Here is a 16,408-nt window from a genome sequence, read left to right as displayed (position 1 = left end):
AAGTCGCGCGGCACGCCCACGCCCGGCGGTGATGCGCTGCGCCAGGCCGCCCGCGAAGGCGGCGGCTGCAACCACGCCGACCTCTACCGCCTGACCAAGGCCGAACGCGCCGCCTGCGACGACAAGCTGGGGATCAAGGCCAAGGACGCGCCGATGTACGCGGTGATCGACCAGTCCAAGAAGGACTTCTTCGACGGCGCCTGCAAGAAGGACGACGAGTGGTGCCTCTACCGCACGGGGCAGGGGCCGTATCCGGGCCTCCTGGCCCTGATGAAGAAGAAAAAGGACGACTGGTGAAAACCCCCTCAGTCGCTCCGCGACAGCTCCCCCAGAGGGGGAGCATCTACTTGGCGCGGCGTTGCTAGATCCTCCCCCTCTGGGGGAGGTGGCCCGGAGGGCCGGAGGGGGTCTTCCACGCAGCAAAAAGGGCGGCCCTCGCGGGCCGCCCTTTCCGGTTTTCGGGAGACCCGAAACGCTTACCAGGTCTTGCTGACGCTCAGGAACACGCGGCGTTCGACTTCCAGGCCGGCGCTCTGGCGCTGGCGGTTGTCGCCGAGGTTCTGGCCGCTGAGCGCCACGGTCACGCCGTGGTCGAACGCGCGGGCCACCCGGCCGCCGAGGGCGGCGTAGGCGTCGATGTCCACCAGGTTCGGCGCGGCCGCGGCGCTGTAGAGCGCGTAGGCGCGGTGCTCGCCGACGAAGTGGGCGTAGCCGTCGACGGTCCAGGCGCCGCCGGTCCAGCCCAGCGAGACGTTGCCGCGGTTTTCCGGGGTGGTCTCGGCGTAGGCGGCCGTGCGGAGCACCGGCGAGAAGCCGGCGGTCGGCTCGTCGTCGACCTCGGTGTGGGTCCAGTCGGCGCTCCAGCGGAAGCCGCCCGTCAGCTGACCCGAGGCGGCCAGCTCGAAGCCGGTCATCTTGCTGTCGCCGATGTTGCGGTAGCTGAGCACCGGCAGGCTGACCAGGGTCGCCGCCACGTCGATCTGGGCCGAGGTCGGCTGGCCCTTCACGTCCTCGGTCTTCTGCACGAAGGCCTTGGCGCTGACTTCGGCCTTCAGGGCGGGCAGGGCGCGCTCGTAGGTCAGCTGGTAGTTGGTGATGATCGCCGGCTCGAGGGTCGGGTTGCCAGCGAGACCGATGGTGTACGGACCGACGGTGACGCGGGCCTGCAGGGCGCCCAGGTCGACCAGGGTCGGCACCTGCACGCCGCGGGCGGCGGTGGCCTTGAAGGTGTCGACGTCGGTGGCGCGCCAGACCAGGCCGAGGTTGTAGCTCGGCTCTTCGATCTTGCGGTCCCAGTAGCCGTTGCCCAGCGGCGGCGAGCCGGCCGGGAACGTGCCTTCGCGCGACAGGTCCAGGCTGTCGTAGCGGCCGGCGGCGGTGAAGGCGAGCTTGTCGGTGATCGCCCAGTTCCACATCGCCGAGGCCGACAGCACGTCATAGCTGACCTGCGCGCCGCCGATCGGGGCGGTGTTGACCTCGTTGTGGCGGTACTCGCCGCTGACACGCAGGGTGTGCTTCGCGCCGATCTTGAACAGGTCCTGCACCGAGACGACGCGGATCTGGTTCTCGAAGCGGGCGTTCTGGCCGAGGATCAGGTGCTTGGCGGTCAGGTCGTTCTGGTAGGCCGACAGCTGCAGCTGGCCGACCTTGGTCTCGGCGGTCAGCGTGCCCTTCACCGAGCTCGTCAGGTACTTGCTGGGCGAGTAGGCGTAGTTGGACAGCATGTCGCTGACCTGGACGTTCGAGTACGAGCCCTCGACGCGCAGCTCGGCCTCGTCGGTCAGCTGGGTGACGGTGTCGATGTTGGCGGTGACGCGCGACGGGTCGTTCAACTGGCTCTTGGCGACGCCGACGGTGTTTTCGTACTCGTCCGACTTGGCCGCGCCGGCCGAGACGCGGGCGCTGAAGCGCTCGCCGACCTTGAACGACTTGGCGGCCGAGACTTCACCGTAGCGGGCCGAGCCGGTGCGCAGGGTGATGTCGCCGGTGTTGTCGAACTTCGGGTTGACCGTGATGATGTTGACCACGCCGCCGACGGCGTTGAAGCCGAACAGGGCGCTGTTGGGGCCCTTCACCACTTCGATCTGGCGGATTTCCGACAGCTGCACGGGCAGGGTGGCCCAGGCGGTGTAGCCGTAGTGGTCGAGATAGACCTGGCGGCCGTTGATCAGCACCAGCAGGCGCGGCGACATGGCCTGGTTGTAGCCGCGGACGCTGACGTCCGAGGCGCCGGCGCCGCGGCTTTCGACGTCGAGGCCGGCCACGCGCGACAGGATCGTCGGCAGGTCGGTGGCGCCCGAGCGCTGGATGTCGGCGGCCGAGATGATGGTCATGTCCACGGGCGCTTCGGTCGAGCGCTGCGGGGCGCCGGTGGCGCTGGTGGTGACCGGTTCGTTGAACAGCTGCTCGAGCGAGCCGTAGTCGATCGACTGGGCGCTAGCGGCCGAAGCGGCGGCGGCGACGAGGAGGCCCGCGGAAGCGCCGGCCAGGAGAGTCTTTTTCATGTGATTATGTCTCTTCAGCTGGCCGGGATCAGACTTCGCGGATCATCATGCGGAAGGCGGACTTGAAGACCGCGCCGACGGCCGCGGCGGCCGAACGGTTGACGATGATCTCGACCTTGGGGTCGGCCGACACGCTCATCACGCACGCGCCGCTGGCGGCGCACGAGGCGTCCGAGCCGATGGTGATGATCTTCTTGGCCTTGGCGGCCGCGCCGACGTTGACGCCGGTGGTGACGTAGAGGGCGGCCACGCCGCTGACGCCCGAGACGGCGCCGGCTTCGACCGGCTTGGCCGTCAGGGTCAGGGCGCCGGTGTTCATGCCGCCGCCGATGGCGGCCATGACGGCGTTCTTCTCGGCGACCGAGGCCGGCTTGGACGGATCGAACACCACGCCCAGCACTTGCTTGCCGGTAGGGCCGTTCTCGAGGAAGGTCAGCGCGCGGCCAGCGATCTGGATGTCCTTGGCGGCGTCGGCGTGAGCGCTCAGAGGCGCGATGATGAGGAGCGCCGCGGCCAGCGCCGCTGCGGGTTTCGTCTTCGACATTCTGTTGAAATCCCCTGCCCTTTGTTGGGCTTATGAGCGGGGTGATCGCGCGCCGGACGTAAAGAAGAGGTAACGCCGCCTAAATCACGACGTTATCCGACTAACCAGGAATGTCCGGTAGTCGACCAATGAACAACTCTAGATCAGCATTTCCCTATAGGGCAGGGTGGGTCCTTCCCCTGCTTTAGCGTCATCTTGAGTTGTGTTCGGACAGAATGTCGCAGGGGTGGTTTATTTTCAGATCGACAGGCGCTCGGCGGTGACTCCGGCGGCGCGCAGGGCCGCCAGGCGGGCGAAGGCCAGGGTCAGGGCCTTGCGCCGGGCCGGCGCCAGGGGCGTGACCGGGGCGGCCCGCACCACGGCCCCGCCGAAGCCGTCGGCGACGATCAGGCCCGGCTCCTCCGGCAGGATCCCATCGGGAAAGTGCGGGGCGACGGCGAAGTGGAAGGCGTCGCAATAGGGCGCGTACTCGCCCCACTTGCGGTCGACGCGGTAGTCTTCCAGCCCCGACTTCACCTCGACGATGACGATGTCGCCCTTGGGGCCCAGGGCCATCAGGTCGGCCCGCCGGCCGTTCGGCAGGGTCACCTCGGCCAGGGGCGCGTAGCCCAGGTCGACCAGCAGCCGCGCGGCTCCGCGGGTGACGGCCAGGGTGGTCTCCGGCCGGGACATGTCCGAGCGCGAGAGGGCGATGTCGACGACGACGTCCATGGTCGCCACCATGTTCCATCTTTGTTCGCCGTGCAAGCGGGGCGGCTCATCCGGGTCTTCGGTGGTCTCGTGCGGTTCGGCGAGGCGGGCGCCGGCGTTCGACTCTCCCAAATCCGACGTTCCCCGCGAAGGCGGGGACCCAAGCTGACTTTCAGGAGGAAGCCCGGCCGTGGGCCATGCTCAGCCTCGGCTTGGATCCCCGCCTTCGCGGGGATGCACGGTGAATGGGGGTCAGCGTGTGAGCGCCGCCAGGCCCTACTGCACCAGCACCGGCGGCGCGACGGCGCCGCCCTGCGTCCCACGCGTGCGCCAGGCTTCCATCTCGACCAGCAGGGCCTTGGTCCCGAGCGTCAGGGTGCGGGGCAGTACGCCGTCGACGCCGGGGCCGCGCCCGAAATTGCCCACGGGCGCGTGCTGTTGCGGCTTTTCGCGCAGGCGCCAGGCGACCATCGTCCCGCCCTTGGGCAGCTTCCAGGCGAAGAACGCCTCCACCTCGCCCCAGGCCACCTTCCTGCCGGGCTTCAAGCCGCCCTGGACCTGGAAGCCCTCGGCGTCGAGCACCAGCCGCTGGGGCTTGAGCAGCTGCACCAGGAAGGCCGCGGCGCAGAAGCCGAAGAACAGGATGCACAGCCAGGGCATCAGGCGCTCGTCGTCCTTGGCCTTGTCGATCAGCCAGGCGCCCAGCGCCACGAAGGCCAGGCTGCCGGCCAGGCCCAGCGCCAGCTTCCACCGCGCGCTCTCGATGACTTTCCGTTCCATGGACGCCCCCGTCGATGACGGGAGCGAACCTGCCACGACCGCCGGGCGAGCGCCACCGTGGGGCTCGCGCTAGCTTGGATCGACGTTCACCGGCCTCAGCTCATTTTCCCGAGCATCCCCGTGAAGGCGGGGACCCAAGCCGAGTCCGCGGATCGTCCACGGTCGCGCCTCGTCCTGAAAGCCAGCTTGGATCCCCGCCTTCGCGGGGAGAGACGGATCTGAAGGTCGCGAAATGACGATACGCGCTTAGCCCGGCGCGTGCTTGGTCACCCGCAGGCGCGAGACGTCGTAGCCCATGGCCTTGGCGCGGTCGGTCAGCTGCTGGGTCAGGGCCGGGGTCGGCTTGTCGCGGGTCAGGAGCCAGAGATAGCGGCCCGAGCCCTCGCCGACGATCGACCAGCTGTAGTCGTCAGCGTGGTCGAGCACCCAGTAGTCGCCGACGAAGAACGGACCGAAGAACGACACCTTCAGCTTCGCGCCGGTCACCTTGTCGGCCAGCTTGGCCTTGCCCAGGCTGATCTTCTCGACGCCTTCCGGACCGCCCTGGCGGCAGGTGTTGCGCACCTCCACGAGGCCGTCGGGACGCAGGGCGTATTCGGCGGTGACGCCGTCGCAGCCCTTCTCGAAGCGGAAGTCGTAGCGGGCGGCCTCGTACCACAGGCCCAGATAGCGCTTGAGCTCGACGCTCTTGGCCGGCTGCGGCGGGCTGGGATTGCCGGTCGGACGGGCGGCGCAGGCGGCGGCCGCGCCCAGGGCCAGTAGGATCGCGCCGACGATGGCCGGGGAGATGCGCCGCATGCTCAGGCTTCCGGCTGCTGCGGGAACACCAGCTTGGCGTAGCCCAGCGCCTTGACCCGGGCCAGGGCCGCCTCCTTGGCCGCCTCGTCCATCACCGGCTTGCGCGACAGCAGCCAGACGAAGTTGCCGCCCGGCGTGGCCATGATCGCCCAGGACTCGTCGTCGGCCCGGTCGAGCACCCAGTATTCCTGCTTCTTCATGCCGCCCAGGAAGCTCATCGAGAACTTGGCGTTCTCGGATCCGGCGACGATCTTGCCGGTGGTGTTGAAGGTGCGGGCCTTGCCGCCGGCGCTGTCGCGGCGGCAGACTTGGCGCACCGAGAAGCTGTCGGCGGTCCTGGCCGTGAACTCGGTGGTCGGGGCCTCGCAGTTGCGCTGGCCCGAATTGGGGGTGCGGGCGATCTCGTACCACTTGCCCGTATAGAAGCCCGCCGCCACCGGCTTGGACGGCGGCTGCGCGCCGGCGAAGGCCAGCATCGGGCCCATGGTGGTAAGGGCGGTGACGACCGCCGCGATGGTGATCAGGCCTGCTCGCATTCCGACACCTTGCTGCTTGCCAGGGGAGGCGGGCTTTTCGCCCTGCTCAAGTTCATCCCTCGAACGCAAGCAAACGCAAGGCGGCGCAGGGGTGTTCCAACCTGCGCGCCGCGTTCGTGGGGCGTCCAGGCCACCCACTATTATCCCGTCATTCCCGCCCTTGTGGCGGGAACCCCTCTTTCAGCCGCAGGTGCGGATGAGGCGGCGTGCTGGGCACGCCGCTTGCGCTTCCCTTGCGAACGGAACCAGGGTTTCCCGCCACAAGGGCGGGAATGACGGGAGTTTAGAGGAGTTTGCGCCTACTCCGCCGCGATGGTCACCGGGGCGACGCGGTCCTTGAAGTTGATGGCCTGCAGGTGGCGGATGCCTTCCTCGGCGATGTCGTCGCCGACCATCCGGTCGCCCTCGGCCCGCAGTTCGTCGAGGTCGACGTACATGGCGTAGAAGGCCTTGGTGCGGTCGGTGATGATGCCGGCGTTGAGCAGGGTCTTCACCAGCACCCGGAAAATGTTGGTCTGCTCCTTCATGTTCTCCCGACGCAGGTCGTCGGTCATGATCTTCCCGTACTCCTCGACCACCTTGTCGGGATCCAGGCCGAACTCGCGGTAGAGATCCAGCTGCTGGTGCGGTGAGACGAGGTTGAACAGCAGGGTCTGGAAGCAGTGGGCCGCCCAGTCCTCGATGATGGCGTGTTCCTCGGGCGTCAGCTTGGGCACCGTGCGGTCGGCCCAGATCTTCCCGAACTTGTGGTGGAAGGCCTCGTCGGTCATCACCAGCTGCAGCAGCTTCTTGCCGAGCGGATCGTGGATTTCCTTGAAGAAGGTGGCGAAGGCGCCCATGGCCAGGCCCTCGACCAGCATCTGCATGCCGATGATCTTCTTGTAGACCTCGGGGGCGGCGATGATCTCGACCAGCAGGGTCTTCAGCGCCGGGCCGCACTCGACCGGCTTGCCCCAGCGGGCCTTGATGTACTTGGCGAAGGCGGTGACGTGGCGCGCCTCTTCGCGGGTCTGGTTGGCGGCGTATTCCTGCGCGCCCTGGTCCTTGAGCACATGGCACAGGCTGGCTGACAGGTTCAGCGCGCCCTGCTCGCCGTGCAGGATCGACGAGAAGCTGCGCAGCACCGACTGGTTGATGAAGCGGGTGCGCTGCTTGGGATCGGAGAGGTGGTTGGAGACGTAGTCGGTCGACAGGGCGATGACCAGTTCCTCGGGAACCAGCGGCTGGTTCTCCATGTCGAACGGCTCGTCGAAATCGATATAGGCCTTGTCGAGCGGGTCCCAGAAGTGGTCGTGAGTGGCCGAGATGATCTTGTCGAAAGCGGTCGAGCGGTTGTTGTACCGGTCGAGCTCGAGCATGGACTCGAAGTCGTCGGGCGCCACGGCGTCGTACATGGCGTCCTTGGTGATGTTCTTGTCCGTCACGGTCGGCTCCTCTCCTGTGGGCGCGGCGGGGCCCGTCTGGCGCGGGTCTCTCGTCGAGTGAACACTGTCCACTCAAACTTCCGGTACGGTCAAATTAAAAATGACGACGGCGTCACCTTCGCCGCAGTCGCTTGAAGCAGAAAGAGAAACGCCGCCATGGGCTTGAACGTCTTCGTGCTTACCGGAGCCGGGGTTTCCGCCGAGAGCGGGCTGGGCACCTTCCGCGACGAGGGCGGGGTGTGGACCCAGTACGACCTTTCGGAGGTGGCCACGCCGCAGGGCTTCGCCCGCGATCCGGCCAAGGTGCGGGCCTTCTACAACGCCCGTCGCGAGAACCTGGCCGGGGCGGCGCCCAACCCGGCGCACTTCGCCCTGGCGCGGCTTCAGACCGAACTGGCGGCGCGGGGCGGGCGGCTCTTTCTCTGCACCCAGAACGTCGACGACCTGCACGAGAAGGCCGGCTCGACCGAGGTCGTGCACATGCACGGCGAACTGGCCGTCACCCGCTGCCACGCCTGCGAGGCGACGCGTCCCGACGCCGGCCCGCTCGACGCCGAGGCGGTCTGCGAGGCTTGCGGCGAGGTCGGCATGGCGCGGCCGCACGTCGTGTGGTTCGGCGAGACGCCGCTGTTCCTGGACGAGATCTTCGACGCCCTGGAGGAGGCCGACCTCTTCGTCGCCATCGGCACCTCGGGCTCGGTCTATCCGGCCGCCGGCTTCGTGGGCGAGGCGCGGCGGATGGGGATCCGCACCTGCGAGATCAATCTGGAGCCCTCCGACAACGCCCGGGCCTTCGAAGAGCGGCTCTATGGTCCCGCCGGCGAGGTCGTGCCGCGCTGGGTGGAGAGCGTGCTGGCCTGAGGCGGATCGGCATTCACCGGCCTGGGCTCATTTTTCACCGAGCATCCCCGCGAAGGCGGGGATCCAAGCCGAGGTCGCAATCGACCCACGGCCGCGCCTCATCCTGAAATCCAGCTTGGGTCCCCGCCTTCGCGGGGATGCTCGGATTTGAAGGTCGCGAACAGCTGACCGTCGATACGGTCCTAGGCCAGGCGCGGCCGGAACTGTTCCATCAGCGCCTCGGCCTCGTCGGCGTCGTCCTCGTAGACGGTGTCGGACGACAGCACCTTGGCCAGGCACCGCACGGCCGCCTCGACCGAGCGCCGCACGCCGATGCCTTGCAGGTAGCACTTGGCCAGCTGCAGGCAGGCGGAGTCGTCGCCCGCCGCCGCCCCGCGCGCGAACCAGCGGACCATGGCGCGGTGGTCGCCGCGCTCGCGATAGAGGATGGCGATGTTGTTGGCCGCGACCGTGCAGCGGGCTTGCCGCCAGGCCCGCTGATAGAGGCGCATGGCCTCGTCCTTGTCGGGCGGGGCGCCGAGACCCGTGTCGTGCATGTAGGCCAGGTTGGTCAGGCCGGTGATGTCGCCCAGGTCGGCGCAGCGGGCGTAGCCCTCTCGGGCGCGGGCGTAGTCGCCGGCCTGCTCGGCTTCGCAGGCGATGTGCAACAGGGCTTCGGTCTCGATCATCGCCCAAGCTATGGCACAGGCGCGGCGGCGCGGCCTAGTCCTTCGCCGCCGGTTGCGGGATCAGTTCCAGGAAGTTGCGCACCAGGGGCGAGGCGTCGCCGGCCCGGGTGGCCAGGGCCAGGGGCACGCGCGGCGTCGCGCCGTCGAGCGGGCGATAGACCACCCCCCGCACGGCCAGCTGGGCGATCGAGCCGGGGATCATGGCCACGCCCAGGCCGGCGGCGACCAGATTGATCATCGCCACGATGTGCGGCGTCTCCTGGGCGATGACGGGCTCGAAACCCTCCTGCGCGCAGGCCTGCCGGATCAGCCCCAGGAAGGTGCGCCCGATCCCCTGCGAGAAGATCACGAACGGCTCGCCGCGCAGCTCCGCCACCGGCGCCCGGGCCTGGGTCGCCAGCCGATGGCCGGCCGGCAAGGCCAGCACCAGCGGCTCCTCGCCCAGCGGCAGCAGGTCCAGACCCTCGGCCGCGACATTGCCCGGCCGCACGAAGGCCGCGTCTAGCTCCGCGCGCCGCAGCCGCTCGGCCAGGCGGGCCGAGTGGCTTTCCTCGACGATCAGGCTGGCGTCCGGATATTTCCAGTGAAAGACGGCGAAGGCCTCGGTCACCGCCGGGTGGAAGTTGGCCGACGAGGTGAAGCCCACCCGCAGCGCGCCCACGTGGCCGCCGCCGGCCCGACGGGCGGCCTGCAAGGCGCGGTCGGCCTGTTCGAGGATCTGGCGGGCCTCGGCCAGGAACACGCGGCCGGCCTCGGTCAGCTCGGCCCCGTGCGGGCGGCGCAGGAACAGCGGATAGCCGATCTCGGCCTCCAGGTCGCGGATCTGCTGGCTCAGCGGCGGCTGGCCGATGCCCAGGCGCGCGGCCGCCCGCGTGAAGTTCAACTCCTCCGCAAGGGCGACGAAATAGCGGACGTGGCGCAGTTCCATGGACGGGACGGGGACTCGAAAAGCGGGTTCAGGCTGGTGGAAACTTGCCCGAAGGCGCCGGCCGGCTGGCCTTCCACAGCGTGACGGCCAGGGCCGCCAGCGCCGCGGGAACCAGGGCGACCAGCCATACCAGCACCACGGCCGTCAGTTGCAAGACCGACAGCAGGACCACGAGGGTCTTGTTCTCCGGCTTGCCGACCTTGGCGCGAGGGGTGAACACGGGACGCAATCTCTCGCAACGCGGCTGACCGCCACGCGTCCACGTCGTGGAGCGTCGGGCGGCCAGTCGTCAACGGTGTTGCATCAACCTCCGACGAATCTGCGGAAAGTATTGCGCAGAATCCGTGATATTCAATCGCAAACTCTCGTGACGAGGGATATTGTGCTTTTACGCACCGATCATTGAGCGAAACCGGGCGATAATAGCCGTTTTATCCTCAGGTATTGCTCAGAGCTCTTGATCGATTGCTTTTAGCTATCGCCGTTAGGCTTCCAGGCTGGCCAGCACCTTCGGATCGCGCCGGGCCAGGTCGATCAGGCGCTCGACCAGCGCCTCGCGGCTGTCCAGGGCCAGGCCGTCCCGCAGGCGGGCCATGCGGTCACGCACGGCTTGCAGGCCGGGCTCGTCCAGGCCGTTGGCGGCGACCACCACGGCCGCCTGGTGCTTGCAGGCGCCGAACTTCTCGAAGCCCGGACAGTCGCAGCGGCCCTCTCCGGCGGGGCTGCGCAGCTCGACCACATAGAGGTCGCCGGCGCTGCCGGTGACGTGGGCCGTCACCGCGTCGTCCTCGATCGCCACCAGGTCGACGTCGCCCTTTTCGGCGATGGCCACGCCGCTTTCGAACCAGCGCTCGTCCATGCGCTCGCGCCAGGTATCGGCGTCGAAAAGGCTCATGCTTCGTCCTCGATGCGGTGGATGTCGTCGTCCGACAGCCCGAAATGGTGGCCGATCTCGTGGACCAGCACGTGCTCGACCAGTTCGCCCAGGGTGACGTCGCCGCGTTCGGTCCATTCGTCCAGGATCGGGCGGCGATAGAGGAACACCATCGACGGGTTGGGCAGGGTGTCCAGCACCGAGCGGCGCGACAGGTCCACGCCCTGGTAGAGGCCGGTCAGCTCGAACGGATCCTCGATGCCGAGGCTGGCCAGCACGTCGTCGGTGGCGAAGTCGTCGATGCGGAAGACGACGTCGCCGGTCAGGCGGCGGAAGTCCTCGGGCAGGGCGTCGAAGGCGGCCTTGGCCAGGGCGGCGAAGTCGTCCAGCGAGGGGGCGAGGCGGTCGGTCCAGGTCATGGACTCCAAATAGCGTCATTCGTCCTGTGGGGAAGGGCTGATCGCGCTCTCGCCGCGCGCGGTCTAAGCTGCCAAATCTGATTCGACCTTTCCGCCTTGTTGGGGCCTAGCGACACGCCGGATGACATCGCTTGATCTGATCCTGGCCGCGGCGGCCGGCGCGGTCTGCCTGGCGATCTGCGCCACCCTGTGGGCCCTGGCCCAGCGGCGCGCCTTCGACGCCCGCATGGCCGCCATGCTGCGCCGCCTGCAAGAGCTGGAGAGCGGCTCGCTCGCCACCCAGGCCTCGTCCGAAGCCTTCGACAACGCCCTGGTCGCGGTCGAGGACGGGTCCGCCCGCCTGGTCTCCGGCGAAGACAGCCTGGCCGCCTGCGCCCAGGTGCTGGGCGTCGCGGCGACCCCCGACGCGGTGGTCCAGGCCCTGACCGTCGGCGATCCCGACCACGCCGCCCGGCTGAAGACCCTGTTCGAGCGCGGCGAGGCCTGCGCCTTCGAGGCTCGCGGTCCCGGCGGCCGTGTCATCGTCGAGGGCCGCGCGGCCGGCGCCCTGGCCTGGCTGCGCCTGGCCGCCCAGACCGGCGATGCCGGCCTGCCCAGCGCCGCCCGCTTCGCCGCCTTCGTCGACGGCCTGTCCGAACCGGCCTGGATCGCCGCCGCCGACGGCGCCCCGACCTGGGCCAACGCCGCCTATCTGCGCGCCACCGGCGTGGAGAACGCCCAGCAGGCCGCCCGCGACGGCAAGACCTTCGACCGCGCCGTCGACGCCCTGGCCGTCGAGACCGCCGCCAAGGGCGAGCGCCGCGAGACCGTGCGCTGGACGCCGATCGACGGCCGCCGCCGGGCCTTCCGCTTCACCGTCAAGCCGCTGGAAGGCGGCGGGGCCGGGGTGTTCAGCGCCGACGTCACCGAGGTGGAAGACGTCCGCGAGACGCTGAAAAACCACGTCGCCGCCCACGACGAGACCCTGAACCACATCGCCGACGGCGTGGCGATCTTCAGCGCCAGCCGCCGCCTGTCGTTCCACAATACCGCCTTCGCCGACCTCTGGGGCCTGGAGCCCGCGTGGCTGGCCGAGCGGCCGACCCATGGCGAGGTGCTCGATCGCCTGCGCCAGCGCCGCCGCCTGCCCGAGACGGTCGACTACGCCAAGTGGAAGGCCGCCGAGCTGGCCCGCTACGAGGACCTCGGTCCCCAGGCCGACGAGCTGTGGGACCTGCCCGACGGCCGCACGCTGAAAGTGGTGCGCCAGCCCCACCCGCTGGGCGGCATGCTGCTGCTCTATTCCGACATCACCGGCGAGCTGCGCCTGAAGGCCCAGTACAACGCCCTGATCCAGGTGCAGCAGGCCACGCTCGACAAGCTCAACGACGCCGTCGCCGTGTTCGGCTCCGACGGCCGCCTGCGCCTGCACAACGAGGCCTTCGAGACCTTCTGGAACGTCACCCCGCTCGCGCTTCAAGCGGCCGGCGACTTCGAGGGCGTGGTCGAGCTGTGCGTGCGCCGCCTGCACGATCTGACCTTCTGGCGCGAGCTGAAGGGCCGGGTGGCCGATCCGGATCCGCAGATGCGCGCGCCCACCTCGGGCGAGGTGCGCACCTCGGACGGCCGCATCGTCGTCTACCAGAGCCGGCCGCTGCCCGACGGCGCGACCCTGATCGCCTTCGCCGACGTCACCGACACCCGCCACCTGGAAAGCGCGCTCGCCGACCGCTCGGCCGCCCTGGCCGAGGCCGAGCGGCTGAAGCGCGACTTCGTCGGCAACGTCTCCTACGAGCTGCGCACCCCGCTGACGACGATCATCGGCTATTCCGAGCTGCTGGAGCGGGCCGAGGGCCTGCACGAGCGCGGCAAGGGCCACGTGGCCGCCGTTCGCGCCGCCGCCACCCAGCTGGCCCGCTCGATCGACGACGTGCTCGACATGGCCCAGATCGACGCCGGCGAGATGGCGCTGGAAATCGAGGACATCCGCGTCGGCGACCTGCTGCAGGGCGCGTATCAGCGCGGCGGCAAGGACGCCGAGATCGGCGGCGTCACCCTGGAAGTGATCTGCGAGGAAGAGGTCGGCCTGATCCGTGGCGACGCCAAGCGCCTGAACCAGACCGTCGACCACCTGGTCGAGAACGCCCTGCGCCAGACCCCGCCGGGCGGCAAGGTGACGATCTCGGCCACGCGGGCGCTGGGCGAGGTCAAGCTGCACGTGACCGACACCGGCCGGGGCGTGCCCTTCCACGTCCAGGCCCACATCTTCGACCGCTTCGTCGGCCGTGATCGCGGCGGCCCGGGCCTGGGCCTGGCCCTGGTCAAGGCGCTGGTCGAACTGCACGGCGGCTGGGTGGCCCTGGAAAGCGAGCCGGGCGCCGGCTCGACCTTCACCTGCCACCTGCCCGAAACCCAGCACCCCGGCGCGGCCCAGCCGGAGTTCGGGTTCTAGGCTCTGGTCGCCTGATCGGCGCGAAACGGCTTTCCGGCCCGGGCGTTGTGTCGGGACCTCCAAGGCGAGCCGGAGCCGATGCACCTTCTGATCCGCGCCGCCTTCGCCGGCGCCAGCCTGCTGCTGATGGTCGCGTCCCTGGCCCTGGTGGCGCTGGGCTTCGCCGACGTGCTGGAGAGCCTTCGCCAGGCTCAGGGCGACGGAGCGGACGCCGTGCTGGACGGCCTGGGCTACCTGATCGTGGCCATCGCCGTCTTCGACGTCGCCAAGTACCTGTTCGAGGAAGAGGTGCGGCGGGGCAAGGAAAAGCGCAGCGCGGCCGAGGCCCGGCGCAGCCTGACCAAGTTCCTGTCGACCATCGTCATCGCCCTTTTCCTCGAAGGGCTGGTCGTGGTGTTCAAGACCGCCCGCACCGACGTGGCCCTGCTGGTCTATCCGACCATGCTGCTGCTCGCCGCGGCCGTCATCCTGGTCACGCTGGGGGCGTTCCAGCGCTTTTCGGCCGCGGTCGAGGAGAAGGTGGGCGAGGACGACGACGCCGAGGAGCGCAAGGAGCGCACGCATTGAGCGCGCGCAGGCGCCTCAACGCGCCGGCCAGTCCATTCGCCAGTGGGTCGCGGTCTCGCCGGTGGTGGAGAAGCCGAGGCGCTCGTAGAGCGTCCGTGCACGGACATTGTCCTTCAGCACGTGCAGCCAGACCCCTGGGGAGCCCTGGCGGCGGGCCTGGGCCTGGGCGGCCTTCAGCAGGTCGCCGCCGATCCCCTTGCCGCGCACCAGCGCCAGCAGGCCGATATCGACCACCAGCAGGCCTTCGGGCGTGTCGTCCAGATAGAGCCGGCCGACGGGCTTGCCGCGCCGCTCGACGATCAGCCGCCAGGCATGCGGATGGGCGCGGCCGAAATGGGCGTCCTGCAGGTCGTACTGGCTGTCGGTGAAGGCGCGCTTCTGGGCCGGCGGCCAGTCGACGGCCGCCAGTTCCTCGGCGCGCAGGTCGGCGTAGAGGTCGCGAAGGAAGAACGTGTCCTCGAAACGGATCGAGCGAAGGGCCAGGCCCTTCGCTCGCCAGTTTACGGGCGCGAGGTTCGGCGGCGGGACAGGTCCCGCCGCCGACGCCGTCAGGTCAGTTGAAGCTGGGGAAGACGCCATAAAGCGCGATCGACCAGTTCAGGGCCAGGAGCGGCGAGTTGTTCTCGTGCGGCAGACCGCCGCCCGTGGGCAGGATGGTGTTGGGCGCCAGCGACGTATTGGGCGACTGGGCGGCCAGGAACACCTTGGTGGCGCCTTGCGAGATCAGCGCGCCCGAGGTGGGGGCGGCCGACCGCGTGGCGGTGCCGCCGCTGTAGGTCTGGAAGGCGTGGGTGTGCTGCGGGATCGTGTCGGTCGTCAGGGTGACGCTCGACGTCCCGAAGGTTTCGCCGATCGTCCGGGGCGACAGGCCGGCGCCCGTGCCCTGGTTGGCGACGCCGCGGTTGACCAGGTTCGGCAGCTGGAAGGTGCTGCTGCCGTTGCCGCCATAGTAGGTGCCCAGCAGCGAGAACAACGCGGTGTTCTGCTGGACCGCCAGGGTGGCGCCGTTGCACAGCGCCCACTGGTAGGGCGCGTAGCTGAAGGCGAAGAGCTGGATCTCGCCGACGAAGGGTTCGCTCATGGTTGGATCTCCAGCTCAGTTTTGCGACGGGAAGATGCCGAAGGCGGAAATGCAGATCGACACGGTCAGGGTCGGCGCGCAGTTCTGGTGCGGCTGGCTGCCGCCCGTGAAACCGACGGCCTCGGTGTCCATGGCGACCACCGTCGTGCCCGCGGCGTCCGGCAGATAGAGCGTGTCGGTGCCGCCGATCGTGCCGGGGAACAGGGTCGGCCCGGGGGTGATGGCGGTGGACGCGCCGGCGACCGCGACCATGGTGTGGTTGTGGGACGGGATCTGCTGGGTGATCAGCGTCACTTCTTCCGTGCCCGACTTCTGGCCCAGAACATAGGTGCTGCCGCCGGGCAGGGTGCCCCAGTGGATCGGGCGACGGCCCTTCAGGTCCGGAATCCCGAAGGTGGTGATCCCGTCGCCGCCGAAGGTGGTGCCCAGCAGGGTGTAGAGGGTCTGGTAGTCCGCGATCGACAGCAGTCGTCCATCGCAGGGAAACCATCCCGAGGGCGTGCGCGAGAAACCGAACGCACGAATCTCGCCGACATACGGCTGGCTCATTTTAGAACTCCGTTTTGACGGCTGATTAGTTGCGCGAAGGGTAGATGCCCGACAGGGCGATCACGAACGTGATGGCCTCGTAGGGCTGCAGGTTCGGGTGCGGCTGGGTGCCGCCCGTCACGCCGATGGTGGCCGGATAGAGCGGCTGCAGGGAGCCTCCGCCTTGCGCCACATAGGCCGACGTCGTGCTGACGCTCGAGGTCGCGAACAGGCCGCCGGTCGGGTTGCGCCCGCCGCCCACCTGGTTGGTGGCCGTCGCCGTGTGGGTGTGAGACGGCAGGTTGCTGGTCAGCAGCGTGACGTTCTCCACGCCCGTGACCGTACCCAGCTGGTAAGGCGCGGGTTGCCAGGACGGATCCACCGAGCTGCCGAAGCCGACCGGCGTTCGGCCGCGCAGGTCGGGTAGGGCGAAGTTGGAAACGCCATTGCCGCCGTAATAAGTTCCCAGCAGCGAAAATAGCGCCGTATTCTGATTGATGGGCAAAAGTTGCCCGTTGCAGAAGGCGAAATACTTCTGCGCGAAGTTGTAGCCGGTCATCATGACCTGGCCCATGAAGAATTCTGCCATAGCCCTCCCCCGGGATAGACGCGCAAGGAGTGCGCGCCCAGGCCAAGCATGGCCCGGGATAAAATCAACTGTAAAGCGAAAAACCGAGATCTCGGTTTTTGTCCGGACTGTCAGGTTCCGGACTAAGAGCAACCAAAGAATGCGAATTTTTTGAAATCTGTGCATAAATGCACTGGAGCGAGCAAT

Annotated in this window: 19 protein-coding genes and 1 pseudogene; 4 read left to right on the top strand and 16 right to left on the bottom strand. The window is 68.7% G+C overall.

The features are described from left to right. Positions 1–297 (top strand): annotated as a pseudogene (locus AC2YHT_RS24235) (hypothetical protein); the annotation flags it as partial. A gap of 179 nt (positions 298–476) precedes the next feature. On the opposite strand, the gene AC2YHT_RS24230 reads toward AC2YHT_RS24235, so the two are convergent. The 7 genes from AC2YHT_RS24230 to AC2YHT_RS24200 all read right to left on the bottom strand — a co-directional run bounded on the left by AC2YHT_RS24230 (position 477) and on the right by AC2YHT_RS24200 (position 7,276). Continuing rightward, the gene (locus AC2YHT_RS24230; protein WP_487292386.1) at positions 477–2,504 is read right to left on the bottom strand and encodes a TonB-dependent receptor plug domain-containing protein; all 2,028 of its coding nucleotides are present in this window, start codon (positions 2,502–2,504) and stop codon (positions 477–479) included. A gap of 28 nt (positions 2,505–2,532) precedes the next feature. Further along, complete coding sequence (locus AC2YHT_RS24225; protein WP_487292385.1) at positions 2,533–3,048, bottom strand: hypothetical protein; 516 nt, start codon at positions 3,046–3,048, stop codon at positions 2,533–2,535. Positions 3,049–3,285: 237 nt separating this feature from the next. After that, positions 3,286–3,720: a DNA repair putative endonuclease MmcB gene (gene mmcB, locus AC2YHT_RS24220; RefSeq protein ID WP_487292387.1), complete on the bottom strand. Its 435-nt coding sequence runs from the start codon at positions 3,718–3,720 to the stop codon at positions 3,286–3,288. A gap of 294 nt (positions 3,721–4,014) precedes the next feature. Next, a complete protein-coding gene (locus AC2YHT_RS24215; protein WP_487292384.1) occupies positions 4,015–4,518 on the bottom strand; it encodes an STM3941 family protein in 504 nt (167 codons plus the stop codon). Between the two features lie 246 nt (positions 4,519–4,764). Beyond that, positions 4,765–5,316 (bottom strand): lipocalin family protein, encoded by a 552-nt coding sequence (locus tag AC2YHT_RS24210; protein ID WP_487292383.1) that lies wholly within the window; start codon positions 5,314–5,316, stop codon positions 4,765–4,767. Positions 5,317–5,318: 2 nt separating this feature from the next. Next, the gene (locus tag AC2YHT_RS24205) at positions 5,319–5,852 is read right to left on the bottom strand and encodes a lipocalin family protein (protein ID WP_487292382.1); all 534 of its coding nucleotides are present in this window, start codon (positions 5,850–5,852) and stop codon (positions 5,319–5,321) included. A gap of 299 nt (positions 5,853–6,151) precedes the next feature. After that, the gene (locus AC2YHT_RS24200) at positions 6,152–7,276 is read right to left on the bottom strand and encodes a ferritin-like domain-containing protein (RefSeq protein ID WP_110119468.1); all 1,125 of its coding nucleotides are present in this window, start codon (positions 7,274–7,276) and stop codon (positions 6,152–6,154) included. A gap of 156 nt (positions 7,277–7,432) precedes the next feature. Here AC2YHT_RS24200 and AC2YHT_RS24195 point away from each other — a divergent pair, with 156 nt between their 5' ends. Then, positions 7,433–8,137 (top strand): NAD-dependent deacylase, encoded by a 705-nt coding sequence (locus AC2YHT_RS24195; protein WP_487292381.1) that lies wholly within the window; start codon positions 7,433–7,435, stop codon positions 8,135–8,137. A 182-nt stretch (positions 8,138–8,319) separates the two neighbouring features. Here AC2YHT_RS24195 and AC2YHT_RS24190 read toward each other — a convergent pair whose 3' ends face one another. From AC2YHT_RS24190 to AC2YHT_RS24170, 5 genes are all read right to left on the bottom strand, one after another. Next, positions 8,320–8,805: a tetratricopeptide repeat protein gene (locus AC2YHT_RS24190; RefSeq protein ID WP_487292380.1), complete on the bottom strand. Its 486-nt coding sequence runs from the start codon at positions 8,803–8,805 to the stop codon at positions 8,320–8,322. 34 nt (positions 8,806–8,839) lie between these two features. Then, on the bottom strand, positions 8,840–9,733 hold the full coding sequence (locus tag AC2YHT_RS24185; RefSeq protein WP_487292379.1) for a LysR substrate-binding domain-containing protein: 894 nt from the start codon (positions 9,731–9,733) through the stop codon (positions 8,840–8,842). 28 nt (positions 9,734–9,761) lie between these two features. Further along, the gene (locus AC2YHT_RS24180) at positions 9,762–9,953 is read right to left on the bottom strand and encodes a hypothetical protein (protein WP_487292378.1); all 192 of its coding nucleotides are present in this window, start codon (positions 9,951–9,953) and stop codon (positions 9,762–9,764) included. Between the two features lie 264 nt (positions 9,954–10,217). Further along, positions 10,218–10,628 carry an SWIM zinc finger family protein gene (locus AC2YHT_RS24175; protein WP_487292377.1) on the bottom strand — a complete coding sequence of 137 codons (411 nt, stop codon included), beginning with the start codon at positions 10,626–10,628 and terminating at the stop codon, positions 10,218–10,220. After that, positions 10,625–11,026 carry a metallopeptidase family protein gene (locus AC2YHT_RS24170; protein ID WP_110119462.1) on the bottom strand — a complete coding sequence of 134 codons (402 nt, stop codon included), beginning with the start codon at positions 11,024–11,026 and terminating at the stop codon, positions 10,625–10,627. The genes AC2YHT_RS24175 and AC2YHT_RS24170 overlap by 4 nt, the downstream gene beginning before the upstream one ends. Positions 11,027–11,147: 121 nt before the next feature. Between AC2YHT_RS24170 and divL the strand changes: the two genes are divergently transcribed. Together divL and AC2YHT_RS24160 are read left to right on the top strand one after the other, a co-directional pair. Next, positions 11,148–13,457, top strand: a complete 2,310-nt coding sequence (divL, locus tag AC2YHT_RS24165) for a cell cycle protein kinase DivL (RefSeq protein WP_487292376.1) — start codon at positions 11,148–11,150, stop codon at positions 13,455–13,457. Between the two features lie 78 nt (positions 13,458–13,535). Then, on the top strand, positions 13,536–14,024 hold the full coding sequence (locus AC2YHT_RS24160; RefSeq protein ID WP_487292375.1) for a GNAT family acetyltransferase: 489 nt from the start codon (positions 13,536–13,538) through the stop codon (positions 14,022–14,024). 15 nt (positions 14,025–14,039) lie between these two features. On the opposite strand, the gene AC2YHT_RS24155 is transcribed toward AC2YHT_RS24160, so the two are convergent. From AC2YHT_RS24155 to AC2YHT_RS24140, 4 genes are read right to left on the bottom strand one after another with little or no spacing between them, the layout of a single operon-like run. Then, a complete protein-coding gene (locus tag AC2YHT_RS24155) occupies positions 14,040–14,603 on the bottom strand; it encodes a GNAT family N-acetyltransferase (protein WP_487292374.1) in 564 nt (187 codons plus the stop codon). Further along, the gene (locus AC2YHT_RS24150) at positions 14,578–15,105 is read right to left on the bottom strand and encodes a phage tail protein (RefSeq protein ID WP_487292373.1); all 528 of its coding nucleotides are present in this window, start codon (positions 15,103–15,105) and stop codon (positions 14,578–14,580) included. Before AC2YHT_RS24150 ends, AC2YHT_RS24155 begins: the two co-directional genes overlap by 26 nt. A 15-nt stretch (positions 15,106–15,120) precedes the next feature. Continuing rightward, a complete protein-coding gene (locus AC2YHT_RS24145; protein WP_487292372.1) occupies positions 15,121–15,654 on the bottom strand; it encodes a phage tail protein in 534 nt (177 codons plus the stop codon). Positions 15,655–15,679: 25 nt separating this feature from the next. Then, a complete protein-coding gene (locus AC2YHT_RS24140; RefSeq protein ID WP_487292371.1) occupies positions 15,680–16,222 on the bottom strand; it encodes a phage tail protein in 543 nt (180 codons plus the stop codon). Between the last annotated feature and the right edge of the window lie 186 nt (positions 16,223–16,408).

This window comes from Caulobacter sp. SRI_008 (assembly GCF_057586355.1).
The sequence above is the reverse complement of the archived record's forward strand: the minus strand, read 5'-3'. Positions and strand labels throughout refer to the sequence as shown.